General features: G+C 41.3%; 19 protein-coding genes. 5 read left to right on the plus strand and 14 right to left on the minus strand.

What is annotated here, in order from left to right; genetic code table 11:
* Window positions 1-17: 17 nt before the first annotated feature.
* From BGM23_RS18755 to BGM23_RS18770, 4 genes are all read right to left on the minus strand, one after another.
* Entirely contained in the window at window positions 18-1,301 is a 1,284-nt protein-coding gene (locus tag BGM23_RS18755) for a type-2 restriction-modification system methylase BsuMA (RefSeq protein WP_003234063.1), read from the minus strand.
* Window positions 1,302-1,831: 530 nt separating this feature from the next.
* Window positions 1,832-1,984, minus strand: coding sequence for a terminase small subunit (locus tag BGM23_RS18760; protein ID WP_223257636.1), 153 nt, complete (start codon window positions 1,982-1,984; stop codon window positions 1,832-1,834).
* A 196-nt stretch (window positions 1,985-2,180) separates the two neighbouring features.
* The gene (locus tag BGM23_RS18765; RefSeq protein ID WP_010886427.1) at window positions 2,181-2,453 is read right to left on the minus strand and encodes a hypothetical protein; all 273 of its coding nucleotides are present in this window, start codon (window positions 2,451-2,453) and stop codon (window positions 2,181-2,183) included.
* Window positions 2,454-2,711: 258 nt separating this feature from the next.
* On the minus strand, window positions 2,712-3,092 hold the full coding sequence (locus tag BGM23_RS18770) for a hypothetical protein (protein ID WP_003243716.1): 381 nt from the start codon (window positions 3,090-3,092) through the stop codon (window positions 2,712-2,714).
* A gap of 413 nt (window positions 3,093-3,505) precedes the next feature.
* Between BGM23_RS18770 and BGM23_RS22225 the strand changes: the two genes are divergently transcribed.
* Both BGM23_RS22225 and BGM23_RS22230 read left to right on the plus strand, forming a co-directional pair.
* Window positions 3,506-3,811, plus strand: a complete 306-nt coding sequence (locus BGM23_RS22225) for an Arm DNA-binding domain-containing protein (RefSeq protein ID WP_009966699.1) — start codon at window positions 3,506-3,508, stop codon at window positions 3,809-3,811.
* A 624-nt stretch (window positions 3,812-4,435) separates the two neighbouring features.
* Window positions 4,436-4,567 carry an integrase gene (locus BGM23_RS22230; protein WP_223257635.1) on the plus strand — a complete coding sequence of 44 codons (132 nt, stop codon included), beginning with the start codon at window positions 4,436-4,438 and terminating at the stop codon, window positions 4,565-4,567.
* 87 nt (window positions 4,568-4,654) lie between these two features.
* Here BGM23_RS22230 and groL read toward each other — a convergent pair whose 3' ends face one another.
* The gene (groL, locus tag BGM23_RS18785; RefSeq protein WP_003234067.1) at window positions 4,655-6,286 is read right to left on the minus strand and encodes a chaperonin GroEL; all 1,632 of its coding nucleotides are present in this window, start codon (window positions 6,284-6,286) and stop codon (window positions 4,655-4,657) included.
* Window positions 6,287-6,332: 46 nt separating this feature from the next.
* Complete coding sequence (gene groES / locus BGM23_RS18790) at window positions 6,333-6,617, minus strand: co-chaperone GroES (RefSeq protein ID WP_003155970.1); 285 nt, start codon at window positions 6,615-6,617, stop codon at window positions 6,333-6,335.
* 238 nt (window positions 6,618-6,855) lie between these two features.
* Here groES and BGM23_RS18795 point away from each other — a divergent pair, with 238 nt between their 5' ends.
* Together BGM23_RS18795 and BGM23_RS18800 are read left to right on the plus strand one after the other, a co-directional pair.
* The gene (locus BGM23_RS18795; protein WP_003234069.1) at window positions 6,856-7,590 is read left to right on the plus strand and encodes a CPBP family intramembrane glutamic endopeptidase; all 735 of its coding nucleotides are present in this window, start codon (window positions 6,856-6,858) and stop codon (window positions 7,588-7,590) included.
* Window positions 7,587-7,778 (plus strand): YdiK family protein, encoded by a 192-nt coding sequence (locus tag BGM23_RS18800; protein ID WP_003225680.1) that lies wholly within the window; start codon window positions 7,587-7,589, stop codon window positions 7,776-7,778. Before BGM23_RS18795 ends, BGM23_RS18800 begins: the two co-directional genes overlap by 4 nt.
* Before the next feature lie 37 nt (window positions 7,779-7,815).
* On the opposite strand, the gene tatC is transcribed toward BGM23_RS18800, so the two are convergent.
* From tatC to moaC, 4 genes are read right to left on the minus strand one after another with little or no spacing between them, the layout of a single operon-like run.
* Entirely contained in the window at window positions 7,816-8,580 is a 765-nt protein-coding gene (gene tatC, locus BGM23_RS18805; RefSeq protein WP_072174264.1) for a twin-arginine translocase subunit TatC, read from the minus strand.
* A gap of 6 nt (window positions 8,581-8,586) precedes the next feature.
* Complete coding sequence (gene tatAY / locus BGM23_RS18810; protein WP_003234072.1) at window positions 8,587-8,760, minus strand: sec-independent protein translocase protein TatAY; 174 nt, start codon at window positions 8,758-8,760, stop codon at window positions 8,587-8,589.
* Between the two features lie 21 nt (window positions 8,761-8,781).
* The gene (locus tag BGM23_RS18815; protein WP_003234073.1) at window positions 8,782-9,429 is read right to left on the minus strand and encodes a redox-sensing transcriptional repressor Rex; all 648 of its coding nucleotides are present in this window, start codon (window positions 9,427-9,429) and stop codon (window positions 8,782-8,784) included.
* Window positions 9,426-9,938: a cyclic pyranopterin monophosphate synthase MoaC gene (moaC, locus tag BGM23_RS18820; RefSeq protein ID WP_003243499.1), complete on the minus strand. Its 513-nt coding sequence runs from the start codon at window positions 9,936-9,938 to the stop codon at window positions 9,426-9,428. The genes BGM23_RS18815 and moaC overlap by 4 nt, the downstream gene beginning before the upstream one ends.
* Window positions 9,939-10,063: 125 nt before the next feature.
* Between moaC and BGM23_RS18825 the strand changes: the two genes are divergently transcribed.
* Complete coding sequence (locus BGM23_RS18825) at window positions 10,064-11,992, plus strand: ABC-F family ATP-binding cassette domain-containing protein (protein ID WP_015482882.1); 1,929 nt, start codon at window positions 10,064-10,066, stop codon at window positions 11,990-11,992.
* Window positions 11,993-12,220: 228 nt separating this feature from the next.
* Here BGM23_RS18825 and tsaD read toward each other — a convergent pair whose 3' ends face one another.
* Genes tsaD through tsaE form a run of 4 tightly spaced genes read right to left on the minus strand, consistent with a single transcriptional unit; the run spans window position 12,221 to window position 14,865 of the window.
* Complete coding sequence (tsaD, locus tag BGM23_RS18830) at window positions 12,221-13,261, minus strand: tRNA (adenosine(37)-N6)-threonylcarbamoyltransferase complex transferase subunit TsaD (protein ID WP_032722963.1); 1,041 nt, start codon at window positions 13,259-13,261, stop codon at window positions 12,221-12,223.
* On the minus strand, window positions 13,254-13,709 hold the full coding sequence (gene rimI / locus BGM23_RS18835; RefSeq protein WP_003243019.1) for a ribosomal protein S18-alanine N-acetyltransferase: 456 nt from the start codon (window positions 13,707-13,709) through the stop codon (window positions 13,254-13,256). The genes tsaD and rimI overlap by 8 nt, the downstream gene beginning before the upstream one ends.
* Window positions 13,710-13,718: 9 nt before the next feature.
* Window positions 13,719-14,408, minus strand: coding sequence for a tRNA (adenosine(37)-N6)-threonylcarbamoyltransferase complex dimerization subunit type 1 TsaB (gene tsaB / locus BGM23_RS18840; protein ID WP_003234078.1), 690 nt, complete (start codon window positions 14,406-14,408; stop codon window positions 13,719-13,721).
* Window positions 14,389-14,865 carry a tRNA (adenosine(37)-N6)-threonylcarbamoyltransferase complex ATPase subunit type 1 TsaE gene (gene tsaE, locus BGM23_RS18845; RefSeq protein WP_015715341.1) on the minus strand — a complete coding sequence of 159 codons (477 nt, stop codon included), beginning with the start codon at window positions 14,863-14,865 and terminating at the stop codon, window positions 14,389-14,391. The genes tsaB and tsaE overlap by 20 nt, the downstream gene beginning before the upstream one ends.
* Window positions 14,866-14,867: the final 2 nt, after the last annotated feature.

Here is a 14,867-nt window from a genome sequence, read left to right on the forward strand (position 1 = left end):
ATCAACCTCAAATCTTTTTATCTTAATTGATGTAATGCTAATAAATAGGATAGTTTGGAAGGCACAGCATTACCGATAACGTCTTGATACTGTCTCCTCCGAAGGTCACCAAAGTTAAAAAAGTCCGGGAAGAACTGAATCCTAGCTGCTTCATGGGGAGTTATCGTTCTCTTTAACAAAGAATGAACAAATCTCCCTTGACCTGTTGATCCAAACCCTCTGGTTATAGTGGGAGCAGGTCTATCCCAATACATTCTGCCATACACAGATTTGTATGAATGTGGTTTTAGCCGATGACAATCCGGTCTTTCTGAATTAGGTAATTCAAACAAGTTATTTTCAAAAAGATATTCAATTCTCCTTTTGTTTTCCAATGAATGCTCGGAAGCAGTGTTGAATATATCATCACCTACATTTTCTACTAAATCTGATATTGCCCAACTAATTGGCCTACTATTGGTTGAATAAAATTCATTTATTTGATTTAAGGAAGATACAGGAGTTTTTGAAGCAAAAATAAAATATCTACGACGTGCTTGTGAAACACCTAGTTTTTCAGCATTTAGTACGATTTCATCGAAGTAATAACCTTGTGTCTTTAAATGATTCTTAAATTCTTTAAAAGAACCAGATTTATCATGAATAATTCCTGGTACATTCTCCACTAATACTGAAGAAGGTTGGAACAACTCTATAACTCTACTTACTCTCATTAGTAAAGCGTTTCTAGGGTCTTTTCGTCTAGTATGGTTATTAAGATCAGAATGCCCTTGGCAAGGAGGACCTGCTAGAATGAAATCTATTTTTTTCACCTTATCTTTTATTCTTTGCTCTTCAACAGTTAATGGAGCACCTAACTCGCCATTAATATGTTTTTCGATGGATTCATTCAAGCTAAAATCGGGAGAAAAGTTTTTTTCGTACACAGATAAGGCAGCTTCGTTAAGATCACAAGCAAACGAAAATCTTGGATTTATCCCCAGGGCACGGCATGCCTCCCAAACCCCTAAGGATAGACCTCCACATCCACTAAATAAATCCGCAATATTTATACTCTCAGTAGTGAGCTCAGTATTGGGTCTGTTTTTCATACGGAGCCAAGATTCATCGTATAATTCATGAAGGTTCTTGTTTTCTAAATCTTGGGTGCTAAGGACCGGAACCCGTGATGTAACTCCTGAACCTGATCTACGGATTATCTTTCGGACTAAATCTGTACCATCTATATAAAAATTTTCTATGTTCTCATCTTCAATTGCCAATGATAACTGTTTATTTTCATTTAAAATAAAATTTGTCATTATATCACCCTAAGACATTATTTTCATTCTCAGAGAAAGTACCCCATACAAGAACGAATGTTCTTTATCATTATACCTTTTATACAAAACTTTTTCAGTAGCTTATATAATACTTTAAATTCATGAAAGAATGAAGGTTTTTGCTTTGGATATATCATCCTCTTGAGGGCATTTACGGTATTTTTAGTTGTAATGTGCGTTAATGAACACCTTATCATTCCTAGTATTACACTAAACTTGATCACTTAATCCTTCTATATAAGCTTGCTCACGTTACCACACCTCCATATACAATTCTAGAAGCCTTAGATCACTCTCATTCGAATTTAGCTTCTTCCTCATTCCCTGTTTTAATTTCACCAGTATGTTCAATCTATTCCTTGAAGGCCGCATTTGTTTTAGTAATATACTCAGACGCCTTTAGTCGCTCTTTAACCGAACTATTCCATCGCGTATAATAATTGTCCAAAACATTTTTACCTCAATAATGTTTGCTATGCGCTCCGCTTCTAGTTGATTATTTCTTTGCTCTATATAGTTTGAATGTCTAGTTTTGACAAGTTTTGAGAAGCTACTCTGTTGAGATTTTTCCCTTTGTTTCCGGCTAGACGCGTAGCCTCTGTTGTATTTCTAGTTTCTGTAAAGAAATCACAAAAGCGTCGTTGTCTCTCTGTCAGCTTCATTTTTTGCCCTTCCTTCTCAACTAGCCCATTATCCGCCAATGAAAAGCAACTCCCGCTTGGTGATATAACACTAGCAGGAACTATATCCTTTTTTTCGCGTCCGTTATCGTTTGAGGCTAGTTCATAATGAACACTGTTTCTTTCGATATTAGACAGTTTCTTAAAAGGGTGAATCACTCCTACACGCCATGATGAGCTATTCTTCAAAGTCCCCGCTATTCTTGATTACCGTTTTATATAAGACATTTCCTTTTATCTTAAACGGCTGGGGAATAACATTTTGATGCGATTTTTTTGTGGATTCTAAATACAATGGAAACTGAGCTTGTTCCAGTTTCCATTTGATAGCATATATGGTGAGTTTATAAAATTCCTCCAAAGAGAAATCTTTTTTATCCAGCAGAAGGTATTTATAAATCAATTCCATGGCCTTGCTAATTTCGTATGGTTCCACCTTCCAGGCTTTCAAATGTGTAGCAAATTTAAAGTATCATTTCTGCTACCAACTCTGTCGATTGGTACAGGGAATACATATTTTTCACCAGTGTTGTTGTCCTTTACATTAACAGAATTCCGTACAGGCCTCAGATAATTAGGTATTTCATCTAACTCATTAGGACTCTTAGTTACTATATATCGTCCTCAGTGTTACTTGTTGGGAAAACAATATAGCCTGCCCCAGCGATCCCAGCATCGACTATGATACCTATTTGAGTAAAAAATTTGGTTATTTGTTTAATTTTCTTTTCCCCATGTTGGTTATCCTTAAAAATAAACTGCCACCCATTAGGGTCCTAATACAATGACAATGAAAGTTTTGCGCATCTAGTAAACCTTTCACTAGCTCTCCCTGTTTTGAATCATCAATATCGATGACAATTCCGCCAGCTGGAATGCTTGCACCAATCCAATGACCTTTTCTAATCAGAATTGCTATCTCTGATCCGGATAAACCTGCGGCGACCTTCCACTTTTCTACCGGGGATTTTGCAATGGTGTATACTTTGTGGGCCCTGCTGTATCCCCTCAATTTGATTACTTTTGCACCTGGCAATAGATACTGTACATTCTCCAGTGTTTCGGAAACAAAATTATTATCACTTAGCATAATTTTCACCTCACATCGCTTATCGTTTTATTAAATTTTGCTAGTTAGGCGAAAGTGAAAGATATATCAGGCCCTCTTTTTCCTTTTAACCTCAATTGACCACCAATCAATGTATTCTTGGACTTCTTTCTTGTTAAAAAGCCATTTGTTCCCCAATCAAATAGATGGAAAATTAGGCTCGATTAAGAAGGTCTGTTGCACAGTAGGCCAGGATAAAATTAGAAATTTACAAAGCTTTTAGAATCCATCAGGATTGATTCCATCTCAAATTTATCCAATCTTTTGAAATATGAAGGGCAATTATTGACCAGTCGAGAGAAACAAAAATTATTAAACTCACTTAAAGACCAATTTGATGAAAAAAAATTAGTTAGGGACAAATAAATGGCAAAACTCAAGCAATGCGGTAAGACGTGGAGTTATCATATCTACTAGGCATTGACCCTTTAACCAAAAAACGTCTAGAAATATCCAAAGGAAGATTTAAAACAAAGAAAGAAGCCCCAGTAGCAGCCCGTCACGTAGAACTCCAAAACGACAACGGGACTTTTATTAAGGAGTCAGATATGCCCTTCAAAACATTTGCAAAAGGTTGGCTTAAGATTTACAACCGAAGTGGGGTAAAAATAAGCAGTGTACGGGCCAGTGAAAAGAAAATGATGCATTTTATCGCAGTATTGGGTCAATACCCGATTAGCAAAACACAAAAAAATGTATGAAGACCGCACGTTAGAACTGAACGAGCAATACAGTCACAATTGTTTGGGAGGTATTCATGCCTGCGGCCGTATGATTTTCCGAAAAGCTAAAACTCAAGGGATTATTAAAATGAACCCAACTGGGGATTTTCAATTACCCAAGAAGCAACAAAGCATTGGAAAAAGAGGTGCTGACACATTTTCTAAAGCTCGCTCAATCTGACGGGCTAGAAATGGACCATTTGGTCTTTACCGTACTTGCCTAGACCGACCTAAGAATTGGTGAACTTCTTGCTTTAAAATGGACAGATTTCAATGATAAGCCAGGTCACAAAGACCCTATACACCCCTAACAATCAAATTGAAAAATACCAATTGCTAACACCTAAAACAACAGGATCTGTTGATATCGTTCGAATTGATGAAACGATGTCAATCTACTAAAAAAAATAAAATTTATCAAAATGAAATTAAGCTTAAAAATAGATTGATTTATCAAGACTCATCATTTATTTTTGAGCGGGAGGATGGTCATCCGCAATTAAGAAAGGTTATTGAGACTAGACTTAAACGGCTGCTCAAAAAAGCTGGGATAAAAAGAATGTCACCCCCCACTCTTTTAGGCATACCCATACCTCCTTACTAATTGAGGCAGGAGTAGGCATTAAAGAAATCCAGCAACAATTTGGTCATTCGGACATAAATACGACGATGGACATTTATGCTCATATGACCGCTAATATGGAGAAAAGGTCTCCCAACAGTTTAGTAAACTGATGAAAGACCTTCTCTTTTTTTATTCACGCTTTGTCTAGTTTTTTAAGACGGTTAAAACATTGATGTATAAGGGTTAATATCCCTTTATTACATCATTCCACCCATACCGCCCATGCCGCCCATGTCAGGCATTCCGCCGCCAGCGTTTTCTTCTGGCTTGTCAGCGACAACGGCTTCAGTTGTTAAGAACATTGCAGCTACAGACGCAGCGTTTTGAAGAGCTGAGCGTGTAACTTTCGTTGGGTCAACGATACCTTTTTCGATCATGTTTACCCATTCACCAGTTGCAGCGTTGAAGCCTACGCCGATTTCTTCGTTTTTGAGGCGTTCAACGATGACAGATCCTTCAAGACCAGCATTGTGTGCGATTTGACGGATTGGCTCTTCAAGCGCGCGAAGCACGATGTTGATACCTGTTTGAGCATCGCCTTCAGCTTCAACTGCAGCGACTTTGTTATATACGTTTACAAGCGCTGTACCACCACCGGATACGATGCCTTCTTCAACAGCTGCGCGAGTTGAGTTCAGGGCGTCTTCGATGCGAAGTTTACGCTCTTTCAGTTCAGTTTCAGTCGCAGCGCCGACTTTGATGACAGCTACGCCGCCAGCAAGTTTAGCAAGACGCTCTTGTAATTTTTCTCTGTCGAATTCAGAAGTTGTTTCTTCCACTTGAGCGCGGATTTGAGTCACACGGGCAGAAATTTTGTCTGTTTCGCCAGCGCCTTCAACGATTGTTGTGTTTTCTTTAGTAACGACAACTTTAGAAGCGCGTCCCAATTGAGCGATTTGAGTAGATTTCAGGTCAAGGCCAAGATCTTCTGTGATGACTTCTCCGCCAGTAAGGACAGCGATGTCTTCAAGCATTGCTTTACGGCGATCACCGAAGCCAGGAGCTTTAACAGCCACTGCGTTGAATGTGCCGCGAAGTTTGTTCACAACAAGTGTAGCAAGTGCTTCGCCTTCAACATCCTCAGCGATCAGAAGCAATGGTTTGCCTTGCTGAACAACCTGCTCAAGCACAGGAAGGATTTCTTGAATGTTTGTGATTTTTTTGTCTGTGATTAAGATGTAAGGATTGTCAAGAACCGCTTCCATCTTATCAGAGTCAGTTACCATGTAAGGAGACGCATATCCGCGGTCGAATTGCATACCTTCAACAACTTCAAGCTCAGTTGTGAAGCCTTTAGACTCTTCGATTGTGATAACGCCGTCGTTTCCTACGCGCTCCATTGCTTCAGCGATAAGGCTTCCGACTTCCTCATCAGCAGCAGAGATCGCAGCAACCTGAGCGATAGACTCTTTGCCTTCGATTGGCTTAGAAATTTCTTTTAAGTTTTCGATCGCAACCGCTACAGCTTGTTCCATCCCTTTACGCACGCCTACAGGGTTAGCGCCTGCTGTTACGTTTTTAAGGCCTTCACGGATCATTGCTTGCGCAAGAACTGTTGCAGTTGTTGTACCGTCACCGGCAACGTCGTTTGTTTTGCTGGCTACTTCAGCAACAAGCTTAGCACCCATGTTTTCAAACGCGTCTTCTAGCTCGATTTCTTTAGCGATTGTTACACCGTCATTTGTGATTAACGGAGAACCGAATTTTTTCTCTAGAACCACGTTGCGTCCTTTTGGTCCTAAAGTTACTTTAACAGCATCAGCAAGTGCATCGACACCGCGAAGCATTGCGCGGCGAGCTTCTTCACTAAACTTAATTTCTTTTGCCATGTTTACAAGACCTCCTCAAATGTTTTAAGTATTGTTTATTTAAGAATTAGCCGATAACAGCTAAAATGTCGCTTTCACGTAAGATTAAGTATTCAGTACCTTCGTATTTCACTTCAGTACCTGCGTATTTTGAGAAGATAATGCGGTCGCCCTCTTTTACTTCTAAAGCAACGCGCTCTCCGCTTTCTAACACGCGACCTGAACCAGCTGCCACGATTTTGCCTTCTTGCGGTTTTTCTTTTGCAGAATCCGGCAACACAATTCCGCTGGCAGTTTTTTCTTCAGATTCTACGAGTTCAATGACAACGCGATCACCTAATGGCTTTAACAATGAAATAACCTCCTCAATAGTATGAATATGTAATTTTAGCACTCAGCACTAAAGAGTGCTAACACAATTCTTATAATAAAGAATCTCCCTTCCAATTTCAAGTGATAAGATAAAAAATTTTTCACGCTTACATCATTCTTTTCCGCTCCCTTTTCCGTTAGCTTTTTCACCCCCGTACCGATTATGTTACAATAGCTGTAGATGAACGAAACCCACTTAACAAAGGAGTACATACCATTTGAGAAAACAGTATTGGTTTATTATTTTGACATATATCATCATGCAGTTTTCCGCATTAATCGCGATTCCCTTGTTATTTAAATTCGGTTATGCCGGAGGACAGCCTACAGATGAAAATATGCTGCATGCACAAGGATTATGGTCCGTTATCAGCTTTATCGCCTGTCTCGTTGTTGTTCTGCTCATTCTGAGAACCGTTCCGAAAGAAACGCTGCGAAACGGACAGAAGGACTCAATCGGACTTTCTATCCTTTGGGCGATAGCCGGTTTTTTCATTGCCCTTTTCTCTCAAGGAATAGCAGGCTCTATTGAATATTATGTTTTTGGCATCGGAAGAGAATCAGAAAATACACAAGCGATTCTGGATGTCATTCAGGCAGTCCCGCTCATGATTATCGTTTCTTCCATCGTCGGGCCTATATTAGAAGAAATCATCTTCAGAAAAATCATTTTCGGCGCGCTGTACGAAAAAACGAATTTCTTTTTCGCAGGACTGATCAGCTCGGTTATCTTCGGTATTGTTCACGCTGATTTGAAGCATCTCCTTCTATATACAGCAATGGGCTTTACCTTTGCCTTTTTATATGCGAGAACAAAACGGATATGGGTGCCGATTTTCGCCCATTTAATGATGAATACATTCGTCGTCATCATGCAGCTTGAGCCTGTTCGTAATTACCTTGAACAGCAGAGCACACAAATGCAATTGATTATTGGAGGATTATTTTTATGAGAAACCCGGTAGTTTGGGGAATGATCTACTTTGCCGTAGGGTGCATCTTTACTTATCTTGCCGCAAGCTCGCCAGGCAGCATGTGGTCATTTTACTCCATCCTGCTGATGGTGTTCGCCGCTTACAACATCAGCATTTCTTTTAAGATGTTCGCCTTTTCATTTAAAATCAAAAAGAACCAAAAATAAAGAAAATCCATTTCTCGCATGAGAAATGGATTTTTTATTATTGCCCCGAAGACACGTCCCGATCGGCAGCACTGCTTTTCTGCGCTTTCCGATAAGCGGCCTTCGATATCAGAATACTGATTTCATATAAAATCAAAAGCGGGACTGTGACCATCATATGGGACAGAAGCTCAGGCGGTGTAATCAGGGCTGCGATCACCAGCAGCGTAAAATACGCATACTTTCTGATTTTCGCCAAGAACATCGGTGTCACAATTCCGAGCCTGGTCAAAAACATGAGGATGACCGGCATTTGGAACAGCAGTCCAAACGGAATCGTCAGCTGCAGAAGAAAATGAAAATATTCATTAATTCCGATCACCTGATTGACATTCAAGTCCTGAGAGATCCGCTTCATAAAATCAACAACAAAAGGAAATAAAATATAATATGAAAAAGATAAGCCCGCTAAAAACAGCAAAATAGAGATCGGAATGTAGCTGAGCGTTACTTTGCGCTCTTTCTCATAGAGGCCCGGGCTCACAAAAGCCCAAAGCTGATAAAGAATAACCGGCGAGGTCAGGACTATGCCGATGATAAACGCAAACTGCATAAACACATAAAGCGGGTCTGTCAGGTTAAACGCGTTAAGCGTAAGCTGCTTCGCTTCATCTGTTTCTTGCAGATACACAATAATCGGCTTCGCTAAAAAAAATCCAGCAATAAAGAAAACGACAAACGCCAGCGCTACAATCAGCAACCGTTTTCGAAGCTCAGCAATATGCTCCAGCAGCGACATTTGATTCACTTTCATTCGTGTCATCCTAACTTACTGATCTTCTTTCTTTTTTTCCTCTTCATCACTCGTTAATCCTTTTGTAGCGTTTTTGAATTCACGGAGTGTGTCTCCCGCTGCTTTCCCCAATTCAGGCAGCTTTTTGGGACCGAAGATAATCAGAGCAACGATTGCGATAACAGCAAGGCTTCCAGGACCGATCGGCATATTTAGGCTCCTCCTTTCCCTCTATTCGATTTCCTCTAAAACTGAATAATGCTTCAAAAAATAAACCAGTGACTGAAGCTCAACTGCTAAATCTATATGATGAATTCGAATGTGTTCCGGCACATTCAAACGGGCCGGCGTAAAATTAAGGATTCCCTTGATTCCTAATGCGACCAATCTGTCTGTAATGGATTGAGCGGCAACTGCTGGCACTGTAAGAATGGCAACTGATTCATCTTTTACGTGTTGTTCAAGGTCATCAAGGTTATAGACGGGCACGCCGCCTACCTCAGTTCCTATTTTACTCTCATTTATATCAAAAGCCATAGAAATTTTTGTGTTATTATTTTTTGTGAAATTATAGTGAAGAAATGCCGTTCCCAAGTTCCCGACACCAATCAAGATGACGTCTGTCATCTCATCCTGATCAAGCGTTTTTCGGAAAAAAGACAGCAAATAATCCACATTATATCCGTATCCTTTTTTGCCAAGAGCTCCAAAATAGGAAAAATCCCTCCGAATCGTGGCAGAATCAACCTTTACGGCATCACTGAGTTCAGCGGATGATACACGCTGTTTTCCTGACGCATGCAGATTCTTTAAAAAGCGATAGTAAAGCGGCAGCCGTTTCGCCGTCGCCTGCGGAATTTTTGATTGATCCTTATTCATTTTTGGTCCTCCAAATTATACTCGGATAGTTCTCTTTTAAAGTCACCGTTTTTCCCGCCTGTCTTCTCCAGCAAGAAAGTAGGGCCGATGACCATCCCCTTATCAAGGGCCTTGCACATATCGTAAACGGTAAGAGCGCACACCGATGCAGAAGTGAGCGCTTCCATTTCCACACCTGTACTCCCTTTCGTTTTGACCTGTGCTTTTATATGAAGTATAACTTCTGCTTCTTTTATTTTCCAGTCAAACGATATATCTACCCCGCTCAGTGAAAGCGGGTGGCACATCGGAATGATATTCGACGTTTGCTTTGCGGCCATAATGCCTGCCACCTGCGCGACAGCCAGTACATCTCCTTTGCCGATATCGTGACTTTGTATTTTCTCGTACACCTCATTCTTCATGTGTACGCTTGAAACAGCCGCCGCAGTACGGACAGTCGAAGATTTTTCGCTGATATCCACCATCTGGGCTCTGCCCTGTTCATTAAAATGAGAAAATCCATTCATATTAAAACGCTCCTTAAACAGATCATACACTATTTTCTTCTCTATGTCTTATATGGCCAATGTATTGTTTGCTGACTTCTGGTTCATAAGCTACACTTAACTTATTATAGCAGAGGTGAAATAATATGATGATCTTACAAATTAATCAGCTGTCCAAATCGTTTGGTGCTGATACTATTTTAAACAATATAAAGCTGGAAGTCAGAAATCGTGATCGCATCGCCATTGTAGGAAGAAATGGCGCCGGAAAATCCACGCTCCTTAAAATTATCGCAGGCCAGCTTTCGTATGAAAAGGGCGAAATTATTAAACCGAAAGATATTACAATGGGATATCTCGCCCAGCATACTGGCTTGGATTCTAAGCTTACCATAAAAGAAGAGCTGCTGACTGTTTTTGACCACTTAAAAGCAATGGAAAAGGAAATGCGGGCTATGGAAGAAAAAATGGCGGCAGCTGACCCGGGTGAATTAGAAAGCATCATGAAAACCTACGACCGCCTTCAGCAGGAATTCAAAGATAAAGGCGGCTATCAATATGAAGCGGATGTAAGATCTGTGCTGCATGGTCTCGGCTTCAGCCATTTTGACGATTCTACACAGGTTCAAAGCCTCAGCGGAGGCCAGAAAACAAGACTGGCTTTAGGTAAGCTTCTGTTAACACAGCCTGATTTGCTCATTCTCGATGAGCCGACAAACCATCTGGATATTGATACGCTTACCTGGCTTGAGCATTATTTGCAAGGCTATTCAGGCGCCATTCTCATCGTTTCGCATGACCGCTACTTTTTGGACAAAGTAGTAAACCAGGTATACGAGGTATCAAGAGCAGAAAGCAAAAAGTATCACGGCAACTACAGCGCTTATCTCGACCAAAAAGCCGCGCAGTATGAAAAAGATCTGAAAATGTATGAAAAGCAGCAGGACGAAATTGCAAAGCTGCAGGACTTCGTAGACCGAAATCTGGCGAGAGCCTCTACCACCAAAAGGGCGCAAAGCCGCAGAAAGCAACTGGAGCGAATGGAAGTCATGTCAAAACCGCTTGGCGATGAAAAATCCGCAAACTTTCATTTTGATATTACAAAACAGAGCGGAAATGAAGTCCTCCGTGTTCAGGATCTCACAATCAGCTATGAAAACCAGCCGCCGCTTTTAACAGAAGTGTCATTCATGCTGACAAGAGGAGAAAGCGCCGCGCTTGTCGGCCCTAACGGAATCGGTAAATCGACATTGCTGAAAACATTGATAGACACCCTAAAACCAGATCAAGGAACGATCTCATACGGCTCAAATGTCAGTGTCGGCTATTATGACCAGGAACAGGCTGAGTTGACTTCCTCTAAACGTGTCCTTGATGAGCTGTGGGACGAGTACCCCGGGCTCCCAGAAAAAGAAATCAGGACGTGTCTCGGAAATTTCTTATTCTCCGGAGATGATGTGCTGAAACCAGTTCATTCACTGAGCGGGGGCGAAAAAGCAAGATTGGCTCTAGCTAAGCTGATGCTTCAAAAAGCCAACTTTCTCATCCTTGATGAACCGACAAACCATCTGGACTTAGACAGCAAAGAAGTTCTCGAAAACGCGCTGATTGATTATCCAGGTACACTGTTATTTGTCTCACATGACAGATATTTTATTAACAGAATCGCCACAAGAGTGCTGGAGCTTTCTTCAAGCCATATAGAGGAGTATCTGGGAGATTACGATTATTATACAGAGAAAAAAACAGAGCAGCTTGAATTGGAGAAAATAAATCAGCAAGAAGAAACTGAAAAAACGCCAGCTACAGTGAAGTCTGACTCCAAACGTTCCTACGAGGAAGAAAAAGAATGGAAAAAGAAAGAGCGCCAACGACTCCGTCGGATTGAAGAAATTGAAACCACTGTTCAAACCATTGAAGAGAACATCAGCCGCAATGATGAATTGCTATGTGACCCTGAAGTCTATCAGGATCATGAAAAAGTACAAGCTATCCATGCAGACAATGAGAAGCTCAATCAGGAGCTGGAATCTCTTTTGTCCGAATGGGAAGAACTATCCACAGAAGAAGATTAAAAGTCAAGCACCTCTTTTTAGAGGTGCTTTTTATCCACAGAACATACCCTAATAAGCAAAACAAAGTAAGCGCTTTATACACAATATCCACAAAATATTCTGAATTTATCCACTTTATTAACAGCGACTTCAGCCCTTTATCCATCTATATCTCTATAATTACTCACAGACATGTTGATAAGTTGTGAATTATCTGTTAATAACAAACATATAAAAAGTCTCACGCTATTATCTCGTGAGACTTTGATAAGAAGTCAATTCAAGGCCGGGCTGGCCATTCATATCATATGTACCGCGAATTCCTTTTTCAAAAGCAATTGTACCAGCAGCAGCAATCATCGCAGCATTATCCGTGCATAAAGCTAATGGAGGAATGACAAGCGTAATCCCTTCATGCTGGGCAAATTCCTTTTCTAATGCAGCTCTGAGGCTTCTGTTTGCAGCTACTCCTCCGGCTAAAAGGACCTGTTTGACATCATATTCCTTTGCCGCGCGCGCCGTTTTGGTTACCAAGACATCGATCACACTATTTTGGAAGCTGGCAGACAAATCTTCCGGAGCAATCTCTTGCCCTTTTTGGGATGCATTATGAAGCGTATTGATCACCGCAGACTTCAACCCGCTAAAGCTGAAGTTGTAAGAGCCTTCTTCAAGCCATGCGCGAGGAAGCGGAATATTGTCATTCCCTTTTTCAGCTAGCTTGTCAATTTGCGGTCCACCCGGATATGGCAATCCCATCGTCCGCGCCACTTTGTCGTAGGCTTCTCCTGCCGCATCATCAAGGGTTTCCCCAATGACTTCAAATGATCCATGTTCCTTCATATAAACCAGTTCTGTATGGCCTCCTGAAACGACCAATGCCAGTGCCGGGAACACGATGTCTTCTACAAGACGGTTCGCGTATATATGACCGGCTATATGATGAACGCCTACTAACGGAATGTTATGTGCAAAGCTCAATGCTTTAGCGGCATTCACTCCAATAAGAAGCGCCCCCACCAGTCCCGGACCTTCTGTTACTGCAATCGCATCAATATCACTATACGTCATGCCAGCTTTGCGAAACGCCTCTTCTATAACCAAAGTGATTTGTTCAACATGATGTCTTGAAGCAATTTCCGGAACAACGCCTCCGAAGCGCTTATGGCTTTCAATTTGAGAGGCTACTACGTTTGAAATGATCTCTTTCCCGTTTTTCACAATAGCTGCAGCAGTCTCATCACAGCTTGTTTCAATTCCTAATACGTACATGTCTTTTTGCTCACTCATTTATCGTCACCCACATAATTAACGCATCTTCCCCGTTATCAGTATAATAGTTCTTTCTTATTCCGCCGGGCTGCATCCCGAATTTCTTATATAAGCCTTGAGCAGGATGATTCGAAACCCTCACTTCAAGCGAAAGCCGCCTTGCGTCTTTTTCTTTGCACAGTTCAACAGCTGAGCGAAAAAGCGTTTCTCCTAAAGACTGGCCGCGATACTCTGGTTTTATCGCTATATTTGTAATTTGGGCATCGTCCATCACAATCCAAATCCCGCAATACCCAGCAAGATGGCCGTCCTTTTCAATCACGAGATAATGAGCATACGGATTTTCCAGCAGCTCATGATAAAACGAATCCTTCGTCCAAGGAGACGTAAAGGAGGATGCTTCGATTTCGTATACGTGATCTATATCTTCAAGCCGCATATTTCTAACCGCTGCTTTTGTTTTCATCCTATCACCCTACTTTTGACTTTCAATCCATTTCGCTTCAGCTTCTGCCAGCCGCAAGTAATCCGGGACAAGCCCATGAACATCAGCTGCTTCCTTTTCCTTCCCGAGAAAAGCCAATTCTGAAGGACGCGGGTTATGCTGGGCGGCAGTTCCAATGAACCCTTTTGTTCCAAGCACATCCTCGATCATCTGCTTGTGAAGAGAAGTATCATGGCCTAAAAACAAAACAGGGCGGTCCTTTTCTTTTAGCATCTCCAGCCAATCTGCCAGCATCACATTTTGATCTGGAACAACTTGCTCTAAAAGCCCATTTTTATATTGATACAGACCTGTGTACACCTGTCCCCGTCTAGCATCAAAGATTGGGCTGATCAGACCGTCAAAATGCCGGCCATTTGCCGCAAGCGTCTCAAGACTTGATACAGCACTTATTGGAATATCTAAAGACCAGGCAAGTGTTTTGGCCAACGTCACACCTATTCTTACTCCTGTGTATGAACCAGGGCCTTTTGCAACGACAATTTTAGAAAGGTCCTGCGGTGCCATATCACAATCATTCAGCAATGAATGAACAGCAGGCATCGCTCTTACAGAGTGGTTCTTTTTCAAGTATGTAATGTATTCTGCTATAACGGTGTCTTCTCGAAGCAGCGCAATGCCTAATGTATAATTTGATGTATCAATTGCTAATATTGTCATGTCTACTTAACTCCTCACAAAGCATTTCATACCGATTCCCGACAGCAGTAAAGGTAATTTCCCGCTCATCATCACCAGCTCTTTTGATGACAATTTGCAGTCGCTCCTGCGGCAGCTGTTCTTCAATTAAATGAGCCCATTCAACGAGACAGACACCTTGTCCGTGAAAATATTCATCAAGTCCCAAATCTTCACTTTCATCTTCCATTCTATACACATCCATATGATAAAGAGGAAGTACGCCATCGTTATATTCTTTTATAATTGTAAAAGTCGGACTGTTTACAACACGTGTAATTCCCAGCCCTTCTGCAAAACCTTTCGTAAAAGTCGTTTTTCCTGCACCTAAATCGCCCTCTAATGTCAGGACGTCTCCCGGTTTAGCAAACGATGCCGTCAGCTTGGCAATTGCTTTTGTTTCTTCTGGATTTACAGTTCTCCATTTTAATTGCTTCACAC

The sequence above is a fragment of the Bacillus sp. FJAT-14266 genome (assembly GCF_001719225.1).
In the GTDB taxonomy this organism is placed as follows: Bacteria; Bacillota; Bacilli; order Bacillales; family Bacillaceae; genus Bacillus; species Bacillus subtilis.